23 protein-coding genes are annotated in these 22,255 nt (G+C 46.8%); 14 read left to right on the top strand and 9 right to left on the bottom strand.

What is annotated here, in order from left to right; genetic code table 11:
* Nucleotides 1–187 precede the first annotated feature (187 nt).
* On the bottom strand, nt 188–898 hold the full coding sequence (locus ASN18_RS03500) for a hypothetical protein (protein ID WP_085051220.1): 711 nt from the start codon (nt 896–898) through the stop codon (nt 188–190).
* Nucleotides 899–1,296: 398 nt separating this feature from the next.
* Between ASN18_RS03500 and ASN18_RS17905 the strand changes: the two genes are divergently transcribed.
* The 8 genes from ASN18_RS17905 (at nt 1,297) to ASN18_RS03460 (ending at nt 9,500) form a co-directional block, all read left to right on the top strand.
* Nucleotides 1,297–1,647: a Druantia anti-phage system protein DruA gene (locus ASN18_RS17905; protein ID WP_085051219.1), complete on the top strand. Its 351-nt coding sequence runs from the start codon at nt 1,297–1,299 to the stop codon at nt 1,645–1,647.
* A complete protein-coding gene (locus ASN18_RS03490; RefSeq protein ID WP_236861483.1) occupies nt 1,533–2,042 on the top strand; it encodes a hypothetical protein in 510 nt (169 codons plus the stop codon). Before ASN18_RS17905 ends, ASN18_RS03490 begins: the two co-directional genes overlap by 115 nt.
* A 278-nt stretch (nt 2,043–2,320) precedes the next feature.
* Nucleotides 2,321–3,679, top strand: coding sequence for a TolC family protein (locus ASN18_RS03485; RefSeq protein ID WP_085051217.1), 1,359 nt, complete (start codon nt 2,321–2,323; stop codon nt 3,677–3,679).
* Complete coding sequence (locus ASN18_RS03480; protein ID WP_157072812.1) at nt 3,679–4,818, top strand: efflux RND transporter periplasmic adaptor subunit; 1,140 nt, start codon at nt 3,679–3,681, stop codon at nt 4,816–4,818. Before ASN18_RS03485 ends, ASN18_RS03480 begins: the two co-directional genes overlap by 1 nt.
* Nucleotides 4,815–7,958, top strand: coding sequence for an efflux RND transporter permease subunit (locus tag ASN18_RS03475; RefSeq protein WP_085051215.1), 3,144 nt, complete (start codon nt 4,815–4,817; stop codon nt 7,956–7,958). Before ASN18_RS03480 ends, ASN18_RS03475 begins: the two co-directional genes overlap by 4 nt.
* A 1-nt stretch (nt 7,959) precedes the next feature.
* Nucleotides 7,960–8,385, top strand: a complete 426-nt coding sequence (locus tag ASN18_RS03470; RefSeq protein WP_085051214.1) for a hypothetical protein — start codon at nt 7,960–7,962, stop codon at nt 8,383–8,385.
* Between the two features lie 150 nt (nt 8,386–8,535).
* Nucleotides 8,536–8,982, top strand: a complete 447-nt coding sequence (locus tag ASN18_RS03465; RefSeq protein WP_085051224.1) for an MOSC domain-containing protein — start codon at nt 8,536–8,538, stop codon at nt 8,980–8,982.
* 29 nt (nt 8,983–9,011) lie between these two features.
* Complete coding sequence (locus ASN18_RS03460) at nt 9,012–9,500, top strand: MogA/MoaB family molybdenum cofactor biosynthesis protein (RefSeq protein ID WP_157072811.1); 489 nt, start codon at nt 9,012–9,014, stop codon at nt 9,498–9,500.
* Between the two features lie 194 nt (nt 9,501–9,694).
* Here ASN18_RS03460 and ASN18_RS03455 read toward each other — a convergent pair whose 3' ends face one another.
* The 3 genes from ASN18_RS03455 to ASN18_RS03445 all read right to left on the bottom strand — a co-directional run bounded on the left by ASN18_RS03455 (nt 9,695) and on the right by ASN18_RS03445 (nt 12,285).
* Nucleotides 9,695–10,219 carry a Uma2 family endonuclease gene (locus ASN18_RS03455; RefSeq protein WP_085051213.1) on the bottom strand — a complete coding sequence of 175 codons (525 nt, stop codon included), beginning with the start codon at nt 10,217–10,219 and terminating at the stop codon, nt 9,695–9,697.
* Between the two features lie 89 nt (nt 10,220–10,308).
* The gene (locus tag ASN18_RS03450; protein ID WP_085051212.1) at nt 10,309–11,115 is read right to left on the bottom strand and encodes a class I SAM-dependent methyltransferase; all 807 of its coding nucleotides are present in this window, start codon (nt 11,113–11,115) and stop codon (nt 10,309–10,311) included.
* 15 nt (nt 11,116–11,130) lie between these two features.
* Complete coding sequence (locus ASN18_RS03445) at nt 11,131–12,285, bottom strand: DUF362 domain-containing protein (RefSeq protein WP_085051211.1); 1,155 nt, start codon at nt 12,283–12,285, stop codon at nt 11,131–11,133.
* A 36-nt stretch (nt 12,286–12,321) separates the two neighbouring features.
* Between ASN18_RS03445 and ASN18_RS03440 the strand changes: the two genes are divergently transcribed.
* Nucleotides 12,322–13,104 (top strand): TrmH family RNA methyltransferase, encoded by a 783-nt coding sequence (locus tag ASN18_RS03440; protein ID WP_085051210.1) that lies wholly within the window; start codon nt 12,322–12,324, stop codon nt 13,102–13,104.
* Here the strand turns inward: ASN18_RS03440 and nfi are convergent.
* Nucleotides 13,084–13,767 carry a deoxyribonuclease V gene (gene nfi, locus ASN18_RS03435; RefSeq protein WP_085051209.1) on the bottom strand — a complete coding sequence of 228 codons (684 nt, stop codon included), beginning with the start codon at nt 13,765–13,767 and terminating at the stop codon, nt 13,084–13,086. The genes ASN18_RS03440 and nfi overlap by 21 nt on opposite strands.
* A gap of 51 nt (nt 13,768–13,818) precedes the next feature.
* On the opposite strand from nfi, the gene ASN18_RS03430 reads away from it, so the two are divergent.
* Both ASN18_RS03430 and ASN18_RS18055 read left to right on the top strand, forming a co-directional pair.
* Entirely contained in the window at nt 13,819–14,046 is a 228-nt protein-coding gene (locus ASN18_RS03430; RefSeq protein WP_085051208.1) for a NifU family protein, read from the top strand.
* A gap of 82 nt (nt 14,047–14,128) precedes the next feature.
* Nucleotides 14,129–14,404: an IS1/IS1595 family N-terminal zinc-binding domain-containing protein gene (locus ASN18_RS18055; RefSeq protein ID WP_435050995.1), complete on the top strand. Its 276-nt coding sequence runs from the start codon at nt 14,129–14,131 to the stop codon at nt 14,402–14,404.
* Here ASN18_RS18055 and ASN18_RS03425 read toward each other — a convergent pair.
* From ASN18_RS03425 to ASN18_RS03415, 3 genes are read right to left on the bottom strand one after another with little or no spacing between them, the layout of a single operon-like run.
* Nucleotides 14,393–14,761: a hypothetical protein gene (locus tag ASN18_RS03425; RefSeq protein ID WP_085051207.1), complete on the bottom strand. Its 369-nt coding sequence runs from the start codon at nt 14,759–14,761 to the stop codon at nt 14,393–14,395. The genes ASN18_RS18055 and ASN18_RS03425 overlap by 12 nt on opposite strands.
* Nucleotides 14,748–15,476 (bottom strand): ATP-binding protein, encoded by a 729-nt coding sequence (locus ASN18_RS03420; RefSeq protein ID WP_085051206.1) that lies wholly within the window; start codon nt 15,474–15,476, stop codon nt 14,748–14,750. The genes ASN18_RS03425 and ASN18_RS03420 overlap by 14 nt, the downstream gene beginning before the upstream one ends.
* The gene (locus tag ASN18_RS03415) at nt 15,463–15,957 is read right to left on the bottom strand and encodes a hypothetical protein (protein ID WP_157072810.1); all 495 of its coding nucleotides are present in this window, start codon (nt 15,955–15,957) and stop codon (nt 15,463–15,465) included. Before ASN18_RS03415 ends, ASN18_RS03420 begins: the two co-directional genes overlap by 14 nt.
* A gap of 147 nt (nt 15,958–16,104) precedes the next feature.
* On the opposite strand from ASN18_RS03415, the gene ASN18_RS03410 reads away from it, so the two are divergent.
* On the top strand, nt 16,105–16,734 hold the full coding sequence (locus ASN18_RS03410; RefSeq protein ID WP_085051204.1) for a LexA family protein: 630 nt from the start codon (nt 16,105–16,107) through the stop codon (nt 16,732–16,734).
* A gap of 13 nt (nt 16,735–16,747) precedes the next feature.
* Here ASN18_RS03410 and ligA read toward each other — a convergent pair whose 3' ends face one another.
* Complete coding sequence (ligA, locus tag ASN18_RS03405; RefSeq protein ID WP_085051203.1) at nt 16,748–18,790, bottom strand: NAD-dependent DNA ligase LigA; 2,043 nt, start codon at nt 18,788–18,790, stop codon at nt 16,748–16,750.
* Between the two features lie 55 nt (nt 18,791–18,845).
* On the opposite strand from ligA, the gene ASN18_RS03400 reads away from it, so the two are divergent.
* Together ASN18_RS03400 and ASN18_RS03395 are read left to right on the top strand one after the other, a co-directional pair.
* Nucleotides 18,846–20,192, top strand: a complete 1,347-nt coding sequence (locus ASN18_RS03400) for a serine/threonine-protein kinase (protein ID WP_085051202.1) — start codon at nt 18,846–18,848, stop codon at nt 20,190–20,192.
* 301 nt (nt 20,193–20,493) lie between these two features.
* A complete protein-coding gene (locus ASN18_RS03395; RefSeq protein ID WP_085051201.1) occupies nt 20,494–22,245 on the top strand; it encodes a hypothetical protein in 1,752 nt (583 codons plus the stop codon).
* The last annotated feature ends 10 nt before the right edge of the window (nt 22,246–22,255 follow it).

Below are 22,255 nucleotides of genomic sequence, written 5' to 3'. Positions count from 1 at the left end.
ACTGTTACTATACAGATAGACAAGGGAAATTAATTTTGATTTGCATTGCTCACAACGACGTTATACTACAAGCCATTGTGAGCAATGGTGGTTGACACTTCAGCTAGTTAAGTAGATGAGTTCAACGGAGATTTCAGACAATATCTTCAGGCAGTATAGAGCGTGTAACGTTATACTGCTTCGATAGCTATACTCCGAATGCTGTATCTACCTCGTCTCTAATTTCTGGAGAAACGCTATCAGGCCAAAGGTGCTCACATACATTGTTGCAGGATATGCGAGGGTCGCCCAGCCTTCCCTTACTATTGGCAGCTAAATCGCCAATACTGTCTTTTATACTGGCGATTATTCTGTCATCAACACTTCCTCCTTTGATGGTGCCGCGTCCAAAGGCATTTTTAAATAAATCGGCCACCTCCTTAGCGTAACCCGCAGGATATGATGCAGCAATTCCACCCAGGCCGGTCCTTGTGGCTATGCAATGCGCCCTGCAGTGATAGTACTTGTCCACTACGGATGGATCTTTGACTTTATTTTTCGCCAAATCCATCGCCATCTGCATCTTTCTGTATTGCACAAACATCTCTACCATAGCGGTTATTTCTTCCAGAGTGAAGAGAGAGGGATCAATTCCAAACTTCCGGAGTATGTCGCCTTGCTTGCTAAATCTCAAGGCTTTTCTTAACGCCTTAAGAATCTCCACAAGTCGTTCATCGCTAATGATTCGATCATCGCGTTCTTTTTTTACATCGGCGACGTTTTGTGCTTTGGATACATTGGATACAACTGATACATTCTCATTGTTAGAGGCTTCAGCTACGTATCCTTTCTTTGGGACTTCGGGCAGACTTCCGTCAAATTTACCATCTGCATCTTTAATCCAGAACTGTGTCGACATGTAACGTCCTCCTATGGTCTGGCGTTATTACCGCGAATGCGGCAATTATGAACAATATAAAACAATGGGCGAAATGCAGTAACCATAATGGCAATCTCATAATATTTATTATAACACATTATGAATTATTTGTCAAGCGCTAATAGAAAAATATGGGGATATTTTTTTGTCGTAGTGGTTCCCCACAAAATCAGCAATACATAGTCTGAATAATGGACTACAGCATAATGGAGACAGACACAATAACTGTCCGGTATGGTAATTGATAGACTGATAGATTTATTGTTTGAATATAGCAGTGAATCAGGACTATGTCAATGTGGGCTGTAAGTATGAATAGAGAAAGCAGAAAAACAAAGTACTGGCTTTTTTCACACGAGATTAATGTATAACAAAGCATGGCAGATGAGACAGGTAGTTCTATAAGGCAAGTGAGGAGAGAAGATGAGATAGAAGTACGATTAGCAAGGGTAGGAGAAGCAGCTGAGTGGGACAAACTGATGAGTAGCTATCATTATCTTGGATTTCAGAGGGCGGTTGGGGAATCACTGAGATACGTTGCGGAACTGGAAGGGGAACTAGCAGCCCTGATAGGCTGGTCATCGGCAGCATTCAAAAATATGCATCGTGATAAATGGATAGGTTGGATACCAGCGGTACAGTGGAAGCGTTTAAAGTTCATAGCGAACAACAGTCGATTTTTAATCTTACCGTGGGTACGTGTCCACAACCTTGCATCCAGAATATAAAGGCTGAATCTCATACGACTATCATCGGACTGGGAGGCAGCATCAGGAAATCTGATGATACTGAAGGACTTGCCATTGACGGTAAGACTGTAAAAGGGGCTCACCTGCTAAGTGCTTTTTTTCATCATGAGGGCATAACGATTGCACTCTCAACTGGTGGCGGAGAAATACCCGGCGTAAAGCAATTACTTAAAGACGTAGACATTAGCGGTATGACGGTAACGGCTGATGCACTGCATACTCAGAGAAAGACTGCCGAATTTCTGGTAAAGGAGAAAGAAGCACATTATTTTTTCACGGTCAAAGACAATCAAAGCACATTAAAGCAGAAACACTTCCGTGGGAGGCTTTTCCCCCCTCAACACAAAACGGACGAAGACCTCATCTTGCACTAAAATTGATCGGCCTATAGAGCATTGTTACTTTTGGCAGCGATTCTGCCCAGTACCGTTACGTCCCAATCCAGCCAATTGATGTTGCCTTCGTGTGCAATTATGACTTTATTCCCCCGCTGAGCTCATCATCCCTCTCCCCTTCCGTCACCCGTTACCCCCTAATGCCCGACTCATAATATAACTTTGACGTCGCCCTGTTGGGGTGCCAATGCAGATTGACATTTTTAATCTGTCTGCTGTATCATTAACTTAAAGCAGGGTTGAGAGGGCTATAAAGCATGAGGAGGGTTAGAAAGATTACTATCAGGTATTATCGATTGCTGTCCGTATTGTTTGTAGTATTGATTTTATTCAGCGCTGCTAACGCGTCAGCCGTGGACACGCCAGACAAGCCAACACCAGATAAGACAATAAGTGAAGGGGAGTATCTCACCCTTGACAACTGTATAGAAATAGCCTTAAAGCAGCAGCCCAGTCTGATGTCTTCTCTTTACCAAATTCAAGTGTATGAGGCTCAGGTTGGACAGGCACACTCCGGATTTTATCCAACTCTTGATTTACAGGGCGGCTACACGCGGAATCAACTCGTCAACAACTATCACTTAGGGCCGAATCCCCCTCCATCATCAATAATCAACAAGGACGATTATTATGGCAGTCTGCAACTGTCACAGATGATTTATGATTTCGGCAAGACCCGGACAAACGTAAATATGAGAAAATACTATCTATTAGCGTCAAAAAAGGACTATGAGACGCAGACTAACACAACTGCCTACAACGTCAAGGTCTCCTACTACGGGGTCGTAAAGGCCAGGAAGGCGCGTGATGTCGATGCCGATACGGTAAGTAAATATGAAAGACAGCTTGAACGGGCAAAGGATTTCTTTAAGGTCGGCACAAAGGCCCTCTATGACGTAACTCAGGCAGAGGTCAACTTAAGCAGCGCAAAGATTTCCCTTATGAACTCAGAAAATGCCCTCGCTGTCGCATGGGACAATCTTACCACAACGATGGGGATTGTCTTTAGCTCAGAGTTTAAAATCGACGAGGACATAAACCCTAAACCACTTGGGATAAAATTTGAGGATGCCTTGTCCAGCGCTTATAACAACAGACCGGACTTGATGTCAGCTATGGCAGCAAAGGACGCTGCACAAATAAACATAGAGTACGCAAAGAAGGATAACTTTCCGGTTGTAAGCGGTACGGCATCGTATAACTTTGACGACGGCCGCTTTCCGCTTAATAATGGCTGGATAGCCGGTGTGGTGATGAAATGGAATATTTTCTCCGGCTTTAATACAAAATTCAAGGTGGCCGAGGCACGGGCATCTAAGGACGCCGCCGAGACAAAGATTCAATCCCTGAAACTCTCTATTTACAGCGGCGTAAAGCAGTCCTATCTGAATCTGAACCTCGCAGGGGACATGATTCCGGCCTCTGAGTTGCAGGTGAAACTCGCAATGGAGAACTTGGACATAGTTACACTAAAGTATGAGGCTGGGCTGGCCAGCCCGGTTGACTATACGGATGCCGTAGTGCAGTATAAATCAGCAAAACTAACATATATAAACGCCCTCTATAATTACAAAACAGCCGAGGCGGCAATACTGTGGGCAATGGGGAGCAGATAATGAAAGGACAAATACGCGCAATTATTCTCATATTCTTAGTCATATTTACAGTATCTGGCTGTGCAAAGCCGCAGGAATCCAGACCACAGATTGTGCCTGTGCTGACGGCTGCCGTAGAGAAAAAGACCATCCCCATTGAAATCAAGGCCATAGGCAATGTCGAGCCATACCTGAGCGTAACAGTGCTTTCTCAGGTTGACGGCACCCTGCAGCAGGTCCATTTCAAAGAGGGCGAAGACGTTAAAAAGGGGCAGATGCTCTTTAGTGTAGACCCCCGCCCGCTTATCGAATCTGTGAGGCAGGCAGAGGCGGCACTCCTGCAGGACAAAAAACAACTGGATTTTTATGAGACACAGGCTAAAAGATACACATTTCTTGTGGAGAAAGGAGCTGTCGATAAAAATACCGCAGAACAAAATCAAACCCTTGCCTTAACTCAGGCTGAGAAGGTGAAAAACGACAAGGCACAACTTGAAAATGCAAAAATAAAACTCCAATACAGTTACATACGCGCCGAAATAGACGGCAGGGCTGGCACATACCTGACAAACATCGGCACGAGTATCAAGACAAACGACACAAAACTTGTTGTCCTCAATCAAGTTACACCCATATATGTTACATTTTCAGTGCCGGAGAAAGAGCTGCCAAACATAAAGAAGTACAGCGATAAAGAGAAACTAAAGGTGTCAGCATTTCCCCCGGGCTTTGCAAAAGATGCACGTGAAGGGCTGCTCACATTTATAGATAACACAGTAAATACACAAACCGGGATGATAAAATTAAAGGCTGTCTTTGAGAACAAGGACAAGTACCTGTGGCCTGGACAGTTCCTGAATGTAGTGTTGACGCTGACAACGGAGCCAGATGCCCTGGTAGTGCCGGTAAGCGCTGTGCAGGTAAGCCAGCAGGGGCAATACGTGTTTGTTGTCAAAGACGACATGACGGTTGCTACCAGCATAGTGAAAGTAGCCAGGGAGTTCGGCAATGAGCTGGTAATAGAAAGCGGTGTAAGCGCCGGTGAGACAGTGGTAACGGACGGTCAGTTGAAGCTCAAGCCAGGGTTCAAGGTTATGATTAAAAAACCCGGCGATGGTTCTGATAACGCAACAGCCGTCAAAACAAGCGCCCCGAAATGACAGAAGAGAAAACCACCGAAAGCTCTACAAACCTCTCCGACATTTGGATCAGGCGTCCCGTCATGACAACAATTGTTATGCTTGGGATATTTGTCTTCGGCATGGTTAGTTATAATAAGCTGCCTATTAGTAATCTGCCAAGTGTCGCATACCCTACGATTAACGTAACGGCCAACTACCCGGGGGCAACCGCTGATACAATGGCGGCAACTGTGGCAACACCGCTTGAGAAATCATTTTCCCAGATTCAGGGCATAAGCTCTATGACATCTACATCCACCGCAGGTTCAACCACTGTAACTATACAGTTCAATCTTGACAGAAACATCGATGCCGCCGCCCAGGACGTTAACACGCAAATAAACGCGGTTCAGGGGCTGCTGCCTCAAATGCCAACACCGCCGACATACAGCAAATATAACCCATCGGACAATCCCATTATGTACTACGCAGTTTACTCATCAACGCTAACAGAGGCCGAACTCTACGACTACGCTAATACGATAATCGGGCAGCAGATTTCAATGCTCAGCGATATTGCAAAAGTAGACGTTTATGGTACAAAGTACGCAGTCAGGATAATGGTAAACCCTGACTCTCTGGCCTCAAAAGGCATCGGCTTAGACCAGGTAGTCTCAGCCATAAGCCAGGGCAACGTCATTAAGCCAACTGGTAGTCTCGATGCCGATAAGCATAAACAATATACTATACGCAGCGAAGGGCAGCTCTACAAGGCAAAGGACTATGAGCCGCTGATCGTAGCCTATCAAAACGGCTATCCTGTGAGGATAAAAGACATAGGAAAGGCCTATGACAGCGTGGTTAACGATAAGATTGCCATCACCGCGCACATAGGCGGAAAGAGCATTGAATCCGTAGTAATAGCCGTGCGCAGGGTGCCGGGTTCAAATACGGTTCAGATTTCAGAAAATGTGAAAAGGCTGATTGAGGGATTAAAACCTCAGCTTCCACAGGCGCTCAACCTGTATCTGCTTCATACGGATGCAGACTACATACACGAATGTATCGATGATGTCAGGGACACGCTGATAGTGACAATATTTCTGGTAATCTTCATTATATTTGTATTCCTGCGTTCATGGGTATCGACGATAGTGCCAGCCGTAGCGATACCGCTTTCACTGATAGGGACATTCGGTGTGATGTATGCATTGGGCTACAGCCTGGACAATCTATCGATGATGGCCCTGGTGCTGGCGGTCGGCTTTGTTGTTGACGATGCCGTAGTGATGCTGGAAAACATATTCAGACACATGGAGCAGGGGATGCCAGCGCGCGAGGCCTCATTCAAAGGCTCCGGGGAGATAAACTTCACGATTCTCTCGATGACGTTGTCACTTGTGGTGGTGTTTATACCGCTGCTATTTATGTCAGGGTTGATTGGGAAGCTCTTTAGGGAGTTTTCTGTAACAATAGCAGTGGCGATAATGATTTCTGGTTTCATATCCCTGACGCTCACACCGATGATGTGCAGCCGTATACTTTCCCATTCACACACAACAGGCGGAGGAGGAGGATTTTTCAGGGCTACTGAGGGACTATTTAATGCGATGCTCAGCTTTTATGAAAAGACACTAAAGCTTGTCTTAAGGCACAAGTATATGACGCTGCTATTTATGGCAGCGGTGTTAGTGGTAACCGGTTACTTATTTGTGAAGATACAGAAGGGATTTCTGCCGGGGCAGGACTCTAATATGCTGATGGGTATTACGCTGGGGCCAGAGAGTTATTCATTTGAAGAGATGTTAGAAAATCAAAAGAAAGTAACTGCGATAGTGGAGAAAGAACCTGGTGTTGTCGCCCTTATGTCAGCCCTGGGGAACTTCGGTGTCTCGAACAAGGGTGTTATGTTTGTAATGCTGGAGGACAAGGCAAAGCGAAAACTCTCGGCAGACGGCATGGTCATGGACCTGTGGCCGAAGGTCAACTCAGTGCCGGGCATATACACATTTATGCAAAACCCACCGCCCATACAAATTGGTTCATCGCAGTCAAATGCCCAGTACCAGTATACGCTGAGGTCAAGCAGCTCAGATGACCTCTATAAGTACGGCCCGGTGATGACTGCAAAGATCAGGACTATACCCGGACTTGTTGGAGTAAACAATGATTTGCAGATAAACGCCCCCTGGGTAAATGTCGAGATAGACAGGGACAGGGCCTCAACACTTGGCCTGACCGTAAGCCAGATACAAGGCGCCCTTGGAGCGGCATACGGCGGTCAGTATGCCTCGACAATATTTTCAACGATAGACCAGTACTATGTAATCCTGCAGGTCGAGCGGCAGTTCAGGACGCAGCCCAACCTGTTGTCGCAGTTATATGTTCGCTCAAGCAATGACAACAAACTCGTACCGCTCAGCGCTGTGGCCAAAATAACTGAGACATACGGCGCGCTGACAGTAAACCACACGGGGATGATGCCATCGACGACGATTTCGTTTAATTTGAAAGAAGGCGTCTCAATCGGCGATGCCGTCTCAGCTATAAACGAAATCGCGCATGAGGCGCTTCCTGCAACTATATCTGGGACGTTTCAGGGGTCGGCACAGGCCTTTCAGGACTCTATGTCAAGCATGGGGCCGTTGATGCTAATAACAATATTTGTAATCTATATGGTGCTTGCCATATTGTACGAGAGCTTTATACATCCGATAACGATACTGACGTCGCTGCCGTTAGCGGGGTTTGGGGCGCTGATAACATTGGTATTATTTAAAATGGAACTGAACATGTATTCGTTTGTCGGGGTAGTGATGCTGATAGGGATAGTGAAGAAAAACGGTATAATGATGGTAGACTTTGCGTTGGAGCTTGAGCGGGATAAGGGAATGGAGTCAGAGGAATCGATATATAATGCCTGCATAGTAAGGTTTCGTCCGATAATGATGACAACAATGGCGGCGTTATTTGGGACGATTCCGATAGCGCTTGGATACGGTGCAGGAGGCGATGCCAGACAGCCCTTAGGGATAGCGGTAGTAGGTGGACTGGTATTTTCACAGTTGATGACACTATATATAACGCCGGTGTTTTATATCTATATGGACAGGCTGAATAAATGGGTAACAAACAAGCCGGAGACAGTCACTCCGGCACTCGAAAAGGGAGGGATATAGCATGAAAACAACTACAATGATAATAATACTGCTCATCACGGCATTAATAGGACTGCACACGAACAATTTGTCAGCTAACGATGATACGAATCCAACATTTCAGACCGGAAGCGTAAACGGGATAGACTACATAGCCGGAGGAGTTGGAGATGACGACAGAGAGGCAATTGGGCTGATAGCAAAGTCAAAATATAACGTAAAACTGATATTTGCGATGCGCGCTGGAAATTACTTAGCTGACATCCCTGTAGAGATAAAAAACAAAGGCGGCAAAAAGATATTAGAGATAATCTCAAGCGGCCCAATTTTCTATGTAAAACTCCCCGCCGGTGCATACACGATAAAGGCAACCAACGAAGGCGTAACCAGGACACAAAACATAACCGTGCGCACAAGCCATCAGCAGGTAGTCTTTACATGGCAGTAATCTCAAAACACGTTGTAAAAGGGGATGAACGCTAATCTTCTCGTAAAAATCTAAGAAAAACCAATAACTGGTGCCGAGGCTTATTTTTATGGTGGACTTAGGGCTGTTGAAATACTGTCCAAATTCTATAGATATGTGTTAATATTAATAATGAGCGGAAGAACCGGCAAAATAGTCTCAGTAAATACCAGCAAAGGAAAGGGTGAGAGAAAGACACCTGTTAAATCGGCTGTGCTGATAGCAAACTTTGGCATTGAAGGAGATGCCCACGCCTCAGGGCAGTGGCACAGGCAGGTCAGTCTGCTTGCCATAGAAAGTATAAAAAAAATGCAGGCAATGGGCCTTGACGTTGACTGCGGCGACTTTGCTGAGAACATTACAACAGAAGGTATACCGCTTCCCTCACTGCCCATAGGTACGCGAATGACTATCGGAGGGTCAGTAGTGGTCGAGATAACACAAATTGGCAAGGAGTGCCACAACAGATGCGCAATATACTATCAGGCCGGGGACTGTGTAATGCCGTCTGAGGGGATTTTTGTGCGTGTCATAGAGGGCGGGGAAATTATGTCCGGCGATAAGGTGGTTATAAAGTGATGATAAAGTGATGATAAAGTGGTGATAAAATGACCAGCATAACCGCAGCAGTACTGACAATCAGTGACAAAGGCTCAACAGGGCAGCGCGTAGACGAAGGTGGCCCTGCCATATGTGAATTACTCAGTGGAATCGGGGCTGAGATACTCTTTACTGAAATAATCCCCGATGAAAAGGAACAAATCAAGGCACGGCTAATCGCAATGACACAAAAGGTTGACCTTGTGATAACAACCGGCGGTACAGGGCTTTCACCACGAGATGTAACACCTGATGCCACGCTTGAGGTGATAGATAAGGAGATACCCGGCATAGGGGAGACAATGCGTGCCGAGGGCCTTAGGGCGACACGCCGCTCTATGCTCTCCCGGGCTGTGGCAGGCACACGCGGCAGCTCATTAATAGTAAACCTGCCGGGAAGTGTAAAGGCAGTAAGGGAAAACCTCGCCGTAATACTGGATGTCCTGCCTCATGCGATAGAAAAGATCAAGGGCGGTACGTCGGACTGTGGCCGGTGAGTGCCCAGTAACAAATACTAGTTGACTAAAGGATGTCCCAATCAAAGAAAATACTAAGGCAGGCGCTGCTTTATGCAATCTTAATATCAGCGGTAACTGGCTTTATTAACTCATGATGACGACGGAGCAAACACGCCCATACCGCCCAGAGACGCTGTTCAATAATATTATCCACAGCCGCCAGCACAAAAGGATTAGTCTTCGAATATGTCTTTAATATTCACTTGCAGGCCCTCAATGACTTTTGACGTAACTATGCCCTCAAGCTCTGCGTATGAATGTCTTACGTACTTAGCGTTGTTGATAATTAAGACCTCGACAGCCCTAAAGTCTGGTAAGATAACCCAGTACTCGGACACACCGTATTTCTCGTATATCGCCTTCTTAGCAGACACATCCCTGTCATAACTACCTGGAGATACAATCTCACATACCATATCCGGAGTGATGCGTACCCAGTCTGTGATAACAACAGGTCTGTTTTTTTTACAAATAAACAACAAATCCGGTTGAAGACGGTTTGTGCCATCCTCGAATATCACGTCTAGTGGAGAGTAATAAACCCGTCCCAAACCTTTTTGTTCTACATGAGCATCTATTTTTCTGAATAGATTAGCGCTAATTTCTTGATGTATCCACGATGGGCTTGGCGTCACAACTTCCTCCCCGTTTATTATCTCCGTTAAATCTAAATCCCGTTCGATTGTAAGCGTTTCCATAGTGATATTCTACCTTTAACTGAGATGATGTGTCAAATAACAGAATGAGGGGGGCAGGTTTTCATGTGTCATGTGCTGCATTACACGTATCACACCGCCTTGGAGATAAATATCCGGCAGTGGAGATAAAACGTAAACTCACGGCCATTGCTTTCAAAAACTCCGGGCACTCCGGGAACATCACCATATCTTGCCCTGATATTCTGGTCTATCTCCAATAGTTTTTTATCGCTGATGTCATATCTTTCAGCAAAATCGCGAGAGGTTACAGGCAAGGCTGGCATATCTTTAATTAGCGCCTGGGTAAAACCACTGGCACTTAGTATGCCGCTTAGTTCATGGACTGACGGGAACCATTTGTCAAGGCCAGCGCTCCGAAAGAGTTCATTTAAAAGAGCGGCGTGGGCGGTGGCTTCAAAACATGCGGTTTGGTGGATAAAACACTCCCCGGGGCGCATCTGCCGCCTGATATGCAGCAGGGCGTTTTCTATGCCGTCTCTGCCAAAGTAATGCAGCACAAAGCGCATTATAAATAGCAGTGTGCCGTTTTCTGACAGCAGTGTCTCCCGCGTAATACCCTCAACAGGGCAGTGGATTGTACAGATTTGCCCCGCAGCGCTAACGCTTAACTGTGAGCTTGATGTATCTATGTTAATTAGACGAATCTGGAGTGTGTTTAACCTGGCAGCAAGTTCTTTCAGGACAAAGCCGGTTCCACCGCCGAGGTCTGCGATTGCGGCGGGCGGTGACAGAGGGTTTATTCGGCTGAGGGCGGCTGAAACCATATGGTCAGCCACTTCTTTATTAGAAAAATACCCGCCATGTATACTGTCCCACAGCTTGCCAAAGACTTTCCCGTGATTTTTTGATTGCTCGTCCGAACTTGGGATACTCAAGGGCAGTTCTCCAGGCTATTTGAGTGAAAATACACTGGCGATTTTCTTTATAGTTTTCATTGCCAAAGGTTGGTGAACCTCGATAGCCTTATGCGGGCATACCTCTATGCAGCAGTAACATCTGATACATTTCTCATAGTCGAAATGCAGACGCCTTAAATTGTTTTCAATCGCCTGTGCCGGACATATCTTTACACATTCGTTACACAGCTTACACGCACCTTCGATGTTCTTAGGGTGGGAGGTCAGATTATTTCTCAGGAATTTTTTTGCAAACGGCGGACCAAATACTATGCCAGACAGGGTTGGAATAATAAAATTCTCTACTGATTTCATCTCCCCTGAAATCGTGAACTCACTGGTCAGCCCCATATCGTGTGCTGCCTTATTGGTAGGCAAAGACATATCTCCAAGACCAAGCATACGGCAGATGGCCATATCGAGGGCAACGGCGTTGGCGCTGCCCATAATGACCCCCAGATGTCTGGGGATACCACTTGTGCCGGGGCCATTGCCTTCCATAGAGAGGATACCATCGATAATATTAATTTCCGGTCTCAGCACACCGTATATAGTGACTAAAAGGTTTGCGAATAACTCATTGTTTTCACCAAGATTAAAATGCCACTGGGGTTTTCTCTTTCCTACGACGCAGCCGAAGAGGTTTTTTACCGCCAGCGTGAGGCCCATCTGTGTATGAGTCTTGAGCTTTGGGAGGTTTATGATAATATCAGCAGCAAGGGCGTCTTCAGCAAGCTCCAGGGTATTAAAGCGCGAATCCGGAGCAAAATTCACTCCTCCGCGCGTTGATAGTACCCTTTTTGATTCTGTTAGCTCTTTTATCTGGGCGGGTAGGGCATTGAGGGCGGTGGCAATGCCACAGTCTTCGATTACCTTTGAGAACTTTGAGAATGTTGCATGGCTGTCTGAGACCTGCGGATGTGCCCCCTTTTCCAAAACATACTCCACCACCGCCTTTATAACCATAGGATGTGTCGTCAGGGCCATATCAGGGTGTGCCGCGGCAAGCATATTGGGTTTGATTAAAACCCGTGACCCGGCAGTTATCCTCACAGGGGAGGTATCCTCAATCGCAACAATCATATCGAATATTGCCTTTTTCAGAATGGCATAATCATATGCCGATTCTTTGACAAATACCTGAAGCATTGTTTATTGTAAATCAAGAGAAGCGGTTGTGTCTATATGATAGCCTCAATATCTAATGAAAAAGTTAAAGATGCCGTTGCCATCAGGACGAATCACGGCAGAGGCGGCGCATTTTTTATCGAAGGGACGAGGCTCTTTCAAACCGCCCTCGATGCCGGTGTTTCGATACAAAGGGTCTTTTATACCAATGAATTTGCCTTAAAACCAGTCAATGCCCCGCTCATTGAAAGACTAAAAAACATAGGGCTGGCGCTTGAGGAGGTATCCCCAAAGGTAATGGAAAAACTCTCTGACACGCACTCGCCGCAGGGTATCGTCGGCATAGGGACAAGGAAACAATTTTCATTAGAGGACGCCGCTGCCAGGGTCAACCCGCAAATCGTTATTTGCGACGGGATAAAAGACCCGGGGAATCTTGGCGCTATTATACGTACAGCCGAGGTGTTTGCCACAGACACAATTGTTATTTTGCCAAACACGACAAACCCATACGCCCCAAAGTCTATAAGGGCCTCGGCGGGTGGAGTTTTTAACCTCACCGTCGTGTATTCACAAAAGCAGGAACTCATACAGTGGCTGAAAGCAAAAGGCATACGCCTGATAGTGACCGTACCGGAGGGAGGCACACAAATCAGAGACATAGACCTTGTATCACCGTTTGCCGTAGTCTTTGGCGAGGAGGCCGCGGGGGCCGACCCAGATATAATTAAAATGGCAGACGTAACCGCCTCAATCCCTATGAGCGGCATTACGGGAAGTTTAAACGCGGCGGCTGCTGCGGCAGTGTTCCTGTATGAGTCATTCAGAGGGCGGCCCTAATAATATGGCCTCGCGCTGCTGCCTGGCAGCAGAGGCGGCGTTGTGAGCGCAGCGTACCGGCTCTGGCAGTCTGTACCGGCTGAGACAGCTTAATACCATGTCAACAGCCCCGTCGATATCAATCAGGTGACCGGGGGACACAAACAATGGCCTTACACCGGTTCTGCTTCTCAGGACAACACCTATACACTCTGCTGAGTCAAACAGGGGACTCCGGCTGCCTTTTTCCATGCCCGGCTCTTCATATGTCCCGATAAGTCTTGACTTGGCAGCGCCAAGCGTAACCGTGTCTAATAGTACACCAATGTGAGAGGCAAGCCCTATACGTCTTGGGTGTGCGATGCCCTGTCCATCGACAATTATCGCATCGGGCATGTGTCTTAGCCCCTTGATTGCCCCGATAAGCGCCGGAGCCTCTCTAAAGGATAAAAACCCGGGTATATAGGGGAAGTCCGTCTCTTGTATCACGATAGACTCATCGATTTTATCAAGTTTATCAAGGGACGGGTATGTGAACAGACACGCGCTGCCTATAATATTATTGCCATAACATGACGCATCAGCGCCTGCAACAAGTTTAATCGGCCTCTTAAGGGCGGTTATCTTTACCCTTGCCGCCAGTGAATTCTGTGTATCTCTGATAAAGTTGGCTATTTTCTGCATAATTATATTATAATCTAACGTTACATAAAACCTGCAAGGAGGATATTTTAAATGTTAGACAGAGCACAAGTAGAGAATTCACTGAATCAGATAAGGCCAGCCCTGCAAAGAGACGGCGGTAACGTGGAACTGGTTGACGTAACAAGCGACGGCATAGTCAAGGTCAAACTGATGGGGGCATGTGGGTCCTGCCCGATGTCGATGATGACTCTAAAGGGCGGTATTGAGGCAAAACTTAAGTCTGACCTGCCTGGTGTCAAGGCAGTAGAGGCAGTTTAACACCGACAGCACACGGGCGGGTGCCATCCGCAGCGCAGGCGGCTGAAAAGTCTTGTTGCGGCATAGTCAGGGGGGGTAGGATGTGGCGGAATCAGAGGTGAGGTGCCCTGTGTGCGGGCACGACGCATGCTATAAATACGGGAGAACGAGAACCGGAAAAGAGCGGCGTTTGTGTCTGACCTGCGGGAGGCAATTTTCCATTGGCAGTAGACATGAGCAACTGACAAACAGGCCGGAGTGTCCTGCGTGTGGAAGGCCCATGCATCTGTATATGAGAGCGGAGGCAGCGGTGCGCTTCCGGTGCTCCGCTTATCCATCGTGCAGAACCTTCCAGAAGATACTCAACTCAGACCGGTGACTGCCCCCTGTTTACAATTCTGTATATCTGCGAGACAGATTTATCCAGCAGGGCGGCAATCTCAAATATGCTGATTTTGCCGTATATCATTAAGGCTATCGCACGAAGCCTGACGTCTTTAATTTGTCTGATTTTCCCAATGTTGACCTTTTTAATCTGCTCCTTGCCTTCTCTAAGGGCGTTCAATACCTCCTTGTAATCGTGCGTCAGGACATTGTCATTCATAGTGATTTCAGGAGAATATGGTATAGACGGCAATATTCTATCGACATGTACGCATGTCTCGTTACAGCTTATGTATTTTTTGCACTGCATACAAGACGTTACCCCTTTTTTTGACACCTCAAACTCTCTCATCTGTCCTCCTTTTACGGCCTGAGGCCGTTTTCTTTTGAGCCGCCTGAAGGCTCAATATTTTGCTTGTTTCACTGATTCTTTGTGCCATAGCGCTGCCCGTTTGACTGCCGGGCGCATTATACCTGTCCTCAAGCTCTTTCAGATTCATAGCGCTTGTAATAATGACCGGCAGCACTCCGGCATATCTGCGATTAATAACTGTGTACAGCGTCTTTGCCGACCATTCAGTGACCTTTTCACCCCCTAAGTCATCTAATACGAGAAGCGGTGCTGATGAGTAGCGCTTTAATACATCGTTTTCTGAGAAATCCCTCTGCCGAAATGAATCCTTGACAGACAGAAGCATATCAGCAGCCGTTGTAAACAAAGGATACTCAACCTCCTGCGGCACAGTGCCTGTCTCGCCGCGAAACACCGGCTCCATACGAAGGATAAAACTCCTCACGCATAATGCAGCAACATGTGTCTTTCCAACACCAGGGCGGCCAAAGATGTATAACCCCTGCCCGCTGAAAACACAGCCAACTGAATGCCAAAGCCCTGAACTTACTGAAGATTCCTGTTCAGCCGCGAACTTTGGCGGCACCCCGCAGTGTCTCATCATCTCTGTTATCCTGCTCCTCATGGAATTTTTCCACTTTAAGCGCACCCGCTGGCGCTCAAGCTCAACTGCCTCAATGCGCGATGTCAGAGCTAATCCGTCAGTTGCTGCCACGTTGTACCTGCTTACGGCTGTTTACTTCCTCAATATAAAGATGGGCATATGGGTCTGCCTTGCGCCTTTTGCGTTTACTGTTGGCGGTGTTAGTTTTTGAGGCGTTTGACAGGGTTTCATATCTGGCAGACTGATACTTTTCCCAATTCGATATTCGTATCGTAGTGCCGTAGTGACCTGCAACAATCTGAATCTGTTCATTTTTCTCCAGCCATTTAAGTATCTTTCCGATGGTTTTTTTAGAAGGTGTTCTCAGCACGCCCATGTCACTGTAAGCCACACCTTCGGAGATAATCTGATAGCTGGTGATAAGCATCCCCGGCTCAAGCCAGATACCAATACCTCTGTCAGTCGGTACAAGCTCCTGCTGCCACTTAGCCTTCTGCCGCAGCCAATAAAACACCCTGTGGTAGATAGGGGGCATCAACCAGACCATGCTGGTCAACTCTTTACGCCATGAGCGGGTAAAACCACGTTTCATGCTTTAATATAACACAATATATATTATATGTCAACAACAATATTATTATTGTTGTATTTATAAGATTATTTATTTTATCTTGCAGCCATAAAAAAACATACTGCATAATGTATATTCTGCCCACACTTGCGTTATCATATAGTCACTATGAATACTGCTATTGACGAACGCGTTAGAAATAAGATTATAAGGATACTTCAGCAGCGTGGTATCAAACAAAAAGAACTGGCTCAGATGATTGGCGTCATGCCGCAAAACCTGAACGCCTATATGACGGCAAAGCGCGGATTTGGCAAAAAAAACATCAGCCGCATAGCAAAGGCCCTTGATATCCCAGAGGAGGATTTCTACTCAGACGCCGCCACCAGCACCACGAAATTAAAAAAGGCCAGAAAGGTACCTGTTATTTCGTGGGTTAAGGCTGGCCTGTGGCATGAGGCGGTTGACATCTTCCAGCCCGGCTATGCCGATAAGTGGCTTGCTTACGACACTAAGGATGAACACGCCTTTGCTTTGCTGGTTGACGGCAGAAGTATGGAGCCTGAGTTTAAGGCTGGCGAATTTGTTGTCGTCTCACCGTCACTGGCGGCAGTAAGCGGTGATTATGTTGTAGCTAAGTTTGGCGACGATGTAACCCTGAAAAAACTTAAGATACTTGAGGACAGCGTACTTCTTAAACCGCTGAATCCTGACTACGACGACATTATCATCAGTGGAAGAGACAGAAAAAACCTGAGAATCGTCGGCAAGGTTATTGCTAAGTACGTCGAGTATTAGCCAAAAACGTTACTCATAAAAGCGCCAGATACTCATCGTAGGAAACGGTCTTAACGCCGAGGGCGGCGGCCTTGCCTAGTTTTGACCCTGGGGAGTCACCGGCTATAAGATATGAGGTTTGTCTGGACACTGAGGATGAGACCACCCCGCCTGCTGCCCGGATCTGTTCTTCTATATGCTTACGTGCGGCTGGCAGTGTGCCTGTAATGACAAACGTAAGCCCGGCAAGTTTCCTTCCGGCGTCTATCATATCTGGCATCTCTGGCATATCTGGCCTGTAGTCAGGGTTTGTCAGGGTTAATCCCAGTGTCCTGAGTGTCTCTATAATCTTTATGTTATTCTCCTCTGCAAAGAACTCTGCAATTGTCAACGATGTCTTCTCTCCCAGTTGTTTTATCAAACAAAGTCTTTCTACGCTTACACCGTAGAGGCCCTCAATAGTTTCAAAGTTGGCAGCAATGACCTTAGAGACAAACTCCCCGGAGTGCCGTATGCCGAGGGCATAAATAAAGCGTGACAGAGTTGTGGACTTAGCGCTGTCAATGGCCTGAATGAGATTAACAGCTGATTTCTCGGCAAAGCGTGGCAGCCTTATCAGGTCATCTTTTGTGAGCCTGAAAATATCAGTGAAGTCTTTGACCAGCCCGGCATCAAAGAGCGCTGCTGCTATCTTATCACCGAGCCCGTCGATATTGAGCGCCAAGCGTGAGGCAAAGTGAATAATGCGGCCCTGCAGTTGGGGCGGGCAGTTCAGTCCGGCGCAGCGAAGCACTGCCCCGCCCTCTTGTCTGACTGCCCTTGAGCCGCACTCAGGGCATAGCCCTGGTTCGACAACCTGTACTTGCAGCACAGCATCGTGGCTGACAACCCCAACAACCTTAGGAATAACATCCCCTGCCCGTTCTATTATCACAGTATCGCCCGTGCGAATGCCCATACGCTTGACCTCATCCCAGTTGTGAAGCGTAGACCTTGATACGGTTACGCCGCCGACAGAGACAGGCTCAAGCACAGCAACCGGTGTGATTACTCCCGTTCTGCCGATGCTTGGCGCTATTTTTAAGATACGTGTCTGTGCCTGGTGTGCCTGATATTTGTAGGCAATTGCCCAGCGCGGCGCCCTGGTCTTTTCACCCAGGCGTTGTCTGAGGTCGAATTCGTCCACTTTCACAACAACGCCGTCGATGTTAAATGGTAGTTCTGCACGGACGGCGTCGATTTCCCTTATATATTCAATGACCTCGTCTATCCCCTGAGCAGATTTAAAATGATACGGGATTGGGAAGAGGTGAGTGCTCAACCATTCTATGAGCTGTGATTGGCAGGTGAGCGTAAGCCCCCTGATAGCCCCTGTGCCGTAGCAGGTGATGCTGAGTCTCCTCTTTGCCGTAACTGCGGGGTCAAGCTGCCTTACTGAACCAGCGGCGGCGTTGCGCGGGTTAGCAAACAGGGGCTTGCCGCTTTCTTCGCGCCTCGCATTAAGCGCGTCGAAATCCGCCTTGGTCATGTATATTTCACCGCGTATTTCTATCAATTCAGGCAATTCAGGCAGCTCAGGCACGCCTTCTCCTGTAATACTCAGCGGGACGGTCTTAATAGTCCTGACGTTCTGTGTAACGTCTTCGCCTGTGATGCCGTCGCCGCGGGTTGCCGCCCTGGTGAGATTACCGTTTTCGTATGTAAGCTCAACGGCAAGGCCGTCGTACTTTGGCTCGACGGTATATCTAATATCGTGTGTCTGTAAAAATTCTTTGACACGGCGGTCAAACTCATCCACCTCACCAAATGAAAACGTATCGTCAAGCGAGAGCATCGGGATAGAGTGGACTGCCTTGTCAAACCTATCCAGCGGGGGCGCGCCTACTCTTAACGATGGCGAATTAGCGGGGATATAACCCGATGTCGTTTCTAATTCGCGCAGCAGGCGAAACTTTTTGTCGAAGTCTGCGTCAGAAATTTCCGGTGCATCAAGGACATGATAGAGATAGTTATGGCGGTTGAGTTCCTCAGCAAGCAAGGCGATTTGAGCCTTTATATCATCCAGTTGTATTCCCATAGAATGCCATAAAGTATATCACAAAACGATTTGTTTGATATATAATAGTACTGATATGATTGCGAAGATGGGCAGATATGAAATCCTTAATGTCCTGGGTGAAGGTGCAATGGGCGTGGTCTATCGCGGTCATGACACAATCATAGACAGGATTGTCGCCATAAAGACCGTCAAAATGGAAAATGTTGAATCACCACAGAAAAAAAATGAACTTATCGGACATTTTTATCACGAGGCCAGGATTGCCGGGAAACTGTCTCACCCCAACATTGCCCATATCTACGATGTCGGGCAGGACAACGCTGGACATTATCTTGTCATGGAATATGTCGAAGGCATTACCCTGAAGACTGCCATATCGGAAAATCCAGATATACCGCTTTTGGAGAAACTCAGGATATTAATCGACATAGGGCGCACCTTGCACTATGCCCATCAGCGCGGAGTAGTTCACCGTGATATAAAGCCAGCCAATATTATGTTATTAAAAAACTCACATATAAAAATAATGGACTTTGGGATTGCCATGCTTGCGTCTTCAGGTGAAGGGCAGGCCGCACAAGGCGGTCTGATGGGAACCCCGGCATATTTGTCGCCGGAGCAGATTGATGGGACGGGTCTTGACAGACAGACTGACATATTTTCACTTGGAGTGCTTTCTTATGAGTTCTTGTCTGGTAAAAAACCGTTTATTGCCGACACGATTCATGAGCTTATGGATAAGATACTTCACACAGAGCCGCAAATGCCGCATATTGTAAATCCGCACCTTGATGAGCCTTTAAGCAGGCTCATCCTGAAGGCCCTTGAAAAGAACAAGGAGCGCCGCTGCCAGTCCGCTAGTGAATTTGCCGATCTCCTTGACCTCTATGCCGGGAAAATGGACATGGAGCGCACTCAGAACATCACTGCCATTAAAAACTATGACAAGACGGTACTGGCCGACACACTAAAGAAAAAGTACACGTTTTTTTCAGATTTTACTACAGAGGAGCTGCTTAAAATAATATCTATCAGTTCATACAAGACCTTTAAAAAAGACACCTGCATATTTAATGAAGGCGACATAGGGACAAAGATGTATATCGTAATATCGGGAAAGGTAAGAATCACAAAGGTATTTAAAGAAAACGAGGAGGAGACCCTGCTGGCTGTGTTGAAGTCAGGCGAGTGTTTTGGAGAGATGGCAGTAATGGATGCCTCCCCGCGCTTTGCAGCAGCAAAGGCAGAAACCGACTGTGTCACCATCGCCATAAGCGAAGTTATCCTGAGAAACTCTGAGCCGATGCTGTGCCTGAAACTGTATAAGAATCTTGCCGCAGTGCTTTCCGAAAAACTCCGCAACAGCGACATAAAAATCAATGAACTATACAACAGACTGAAACAATGCGGCGCCACGTAACCTGTAAGATTGCCAGTAAGATTGAAAGATATTTTAACTGTGATACGGCAGTCACAGAATCATAGAGGTAAGATAATAATAGCCATTTCGTCCTCTGGATTCCAGCTTTCTCAGGAGTGACAGGATAAACATTCTCCTCATTCCATCACCCAATAACCACCTTATGCCAGATTCATTAAAAACTTTGACGTTGCCCTGTTCATTGAGAATTGCTGACAGTATTTTATCGATAATTTATGATACAATTGTGTCTTGCGGTACTGCTATAATATGAGACTAAAAATTGAGAGGGGTGGCCTATATGACTAAAGATACGACTAAAGATATGACCCAATATATGAAGATTTCGGCATATGCCGTTGTAATTGCTTTGTGCCAGGTCATATACCTGCTGTCATTTATTAACGGCGCATTCGGGGCTGTTGGGGGATATGATGACCCGCTTAAACCGCTTGCCGATAAGACCGTCAAATTTTTTAACCCGCTCACACTAAAAGTTGATGCTGTCAAAGGCGACGCCCTCACCCTCAGAGGTGACACCTCAGGAAAGGCCATACCAGGTACCAGATTTGAAATCTTCAGACAAGGCGCCATGTTCTATCACCCTGTTACTAACGAACCGCTTGGACATTTCGAGGACCTCATCGGCTCAATTGAGATAACCGGCGTAAAACCTGACGGCGAGACGGCGGCAAGGCTCATAAAAGGTACTCCCAAAAAAGGCGACATCGCGCGCCTGTCAAAGTCAAAGATCAGGGCGTTGTTCTACCAGGACAAGTCCATCGATTGGTTTCTCGGTGATGTTTACTACAGGCAGCTCAAACAAAGCGGCCGCTTCGAGCTTATCGACTCGGCTATAGATGCTGAAAACACTGCCGCACTGTTTGAGGAGGCAAAAAAGCTGGGCGCCGATGTGCTTATCCTAATTGAAGGCTCAAAAAAAGATGAGATCAGGGATGAGGACAAATACCTGAAGCAGCGCATCTACTGGGTCTCTGACAAAAGGGAAGTCTCTTCAGATACCGTAGCAGTATCAGAGGCATATCTTCAGGATGTGCTTGCCGCGGCAGACATATTCCTGTCCGCGATGAATGAACCGGTCCTTACGTATCGTATGCCCATTGGGTATGACCTGATGACAATAGGCAATATCAGCGGCGGCAGTGATGTTGACCTTATCTTCAGCACCGGCTCTGACCTTGCAGTATACAAGCCCGGCGTCGATATGAACAAGATAATGGAACTCAAGGGCGACAAGATGAGCGATAACGTATATATTGACATTATAGATATAAACAAAGACGGCAGAGACGAAATCATAGTTACTGCTATGGCCTATGACGGCGCAAGGGCGTTTATCTATGGCGTTGAGGGCGGGCAGCTTAAGTTGTTGTGGAAGGCCAGCGGCTTTTTAAGGGTATATGGCAATAAACTCCTGTTTCAGCGCTACACCCCCAGAGAAGGACAAGTCGGCAATGTTGACTACATAGTTTGGGACAGCAATCATTTCAAAGAGGAAGGACAGTTAAAACTGCCATCAGGGGTTAATCTCTATGATTTTGTCTATCTTGCACCCGCTGCAGAGGACGCTAAATCTGACCCCGTGACATTATTCTACGACAACGCTAACCACCTCGTGGTTAAGAACTCCACCGGGACACGCATCTGGCGCAGCAAGGGCAACATGGGCGGCTTTATCAGGGAGTACAATATCCCTGGCCCGACTATCATGGTAGAAGGAGGCAAGTGGCACATAAGCGACAAGATGTTCCTGTATCACAAAAAAGGTATTGCTATCAGGAGAATCCCGTTTGCCCTGACCTCGGCGTCATTGGGTTATAAGCAATCATATATAATGAGCTACGGCTTTAACGGTATCTCAGTCGAAGAGAACACACTTGTCGGTGCGGTATCTGGGAATATAATAGACTATACGATATACAAAGATAGGATTTATGTATTAGCAAGACCAATACTGGGGCTTAATCTGTCTGGGATGCTCAAGGGAGAAAACCCCCTCGTGACCAACCTGTTTATATATAAATTGTTATAGGGAGCTGGAG

Origin of the sequence: Candidatus Magnetominusculus xianensis (assembly GCA_001541255.1) — a bacterium.
Classification (GTDB): Bacteria; Nitrospirota; Thermodesulfovibrionia; order Thermodesulfovibrionales; family Magnetobacteriaceae; genus Magnetominusculus; species Magnetominusculus xianensis.
This window is presented reverse-complemented; position numbering and strand designations above follow the sequence as displayed.

Excerpts from the sequence above, each read along its gene's own strand:
- ASN18_RS03500 (WP_085051220.1), bottom strand. The coding sequence starts at position 898 with ATGTCGACACAGTTCTGGATTAAAGATGCAGATGGTAAATTTGACGGA.
- ASN18_RS17905 (WP_085051219.1), top strand. The coding sequence starts at position 1,297 with ATGGCAGATGAGACAGGTAGTTCTATAAGGCAAGTGAGGAGAGAAGAT.
- ASN18_RS03490 (WP_236861483.1), top strand. The coding sequence starts at position 1,533 with ATGGATAGGTTGGATACCAGCGGTACAGTGGAAGCGTTTAAAGTTCAT.
- ASN18_RS03485 (WP_085051217.1), top strand. The coding sequence starts at position 2,321 with ATGAGGAGGGTTAGAAAGATTACTATCAGGTATTATCGATTGCTGTCC.
- ASN18_RS03480 (WP_157072812.1), top strand. The coding sequence starts at position 3,679 with ATGAAAGGACAAATACGCGCAATTATTCTCATATTCTTAGTCATATTT.
- ASN18_RS03475 (WP_085051215.1), top strand. The coding sequence starts at position 4,815 with ATGACAGAAGAGAAAACCACCGAAAGCTCTACAAACCTCTCCGACATT.
- ASN18_RS03470 (WP_085051214.1), top strand. The coding sequence starts at position 7,960 with ATGAAAACAACTACAATGATAATAATACTGCTCATCACGGCATTAATA.
- ASN18_RS03465 (WP_085051224.1), top strand. The coding sequence starts at position 8,536 with ATGAGCGGAAGAACCGGCAAAATAGTCTCAGTAAATACCAGCAAAGGA.
- ASN18_RS03460 (WP_157072811.1), top strand. The coding sequence starts at position 9,012 with ATGACCAGCATAACCGCAGCAGTACTGACAATCAGTGACAAAGGCTCA.
- ASN18_RS03455 (WP_085051213.1), bottom strand. The coding sequence starts at position 10,219 with ATGGAAACGCTTACAATCGAACGGGATTTAGATTTAACGGAGATAATA.
- ASN18_RS03445 (WP_085051211.1), bottom strand. The coding sequence starts at position 12,285 with ATGCTTCAGGTATTTGTCAAAGAATCGGCATATGATTATGCCATTCTG.
- ASN18_RS03440 (WP_085051210.1), top strand. The coding sequence starts at position 12,322 with ATGATAGCCTCAATATCTAATGAAAAAGTTAAAGATGCCGTTGCCATC.
- nfi (WP_085051209.1), bottom strand. The coding sequence starts at position 13,767 with ATGCAGAAAATAGCCAACTTTATCAGAGATACACAGAATTCACTGGCG.
- ASN18_RS03430 (WP_085051208.1), top strand. The coding sequence starts at position 13,819 with ATGTTAGACAGAGCACAAGTAGAGAATTCACTGAATCAGATAAGGCCA.
- ASN18_RS03425 (WP_085051207.1), bottom strand. The coding sequence starts at position 14,761 with ATGAGAGAGTTTGAGGTGTCAAAAAAAGGGGTAACGTCTTGTATGCAG.
- ASN18_RS03415 (WP_157072810.1), bottom strand. The coding sequence starts at position 15,957 with ATGAAACGTGGTTTTACCCGCTCATGGCGTAAAGAGTTGACCAGCATG.
- ASN18_RS03410 (WP_085051204.1), top strand. The coding sequence starts at position 16,105 with ATGAATACTGCTATTGACGAACGCGTTAGAAATAAGATTATAAGGATA.
- ligA (WP_085051203.1), bottom strand. The coding sequence starts at position 18,790 with ATGGGAATACAACTGGATGATATAAAGGCTCAAATCGCCTTGCTTGCT.
- ASN18_RS03400 (WP_085051202.1), top strand. The coding sequence starts at position 18,846 with ATGATTGCGAAGATGGGCAGATATGAAATCCTTAATGTCCTGGGTGAA.
- ASN18_RS03395 (WP_085051201.1), top strand. The coding sequence starts at position 20,494 with ATGACTAAAGATACGACTAAAGATATGACCCAATATATGAAGATTTCG.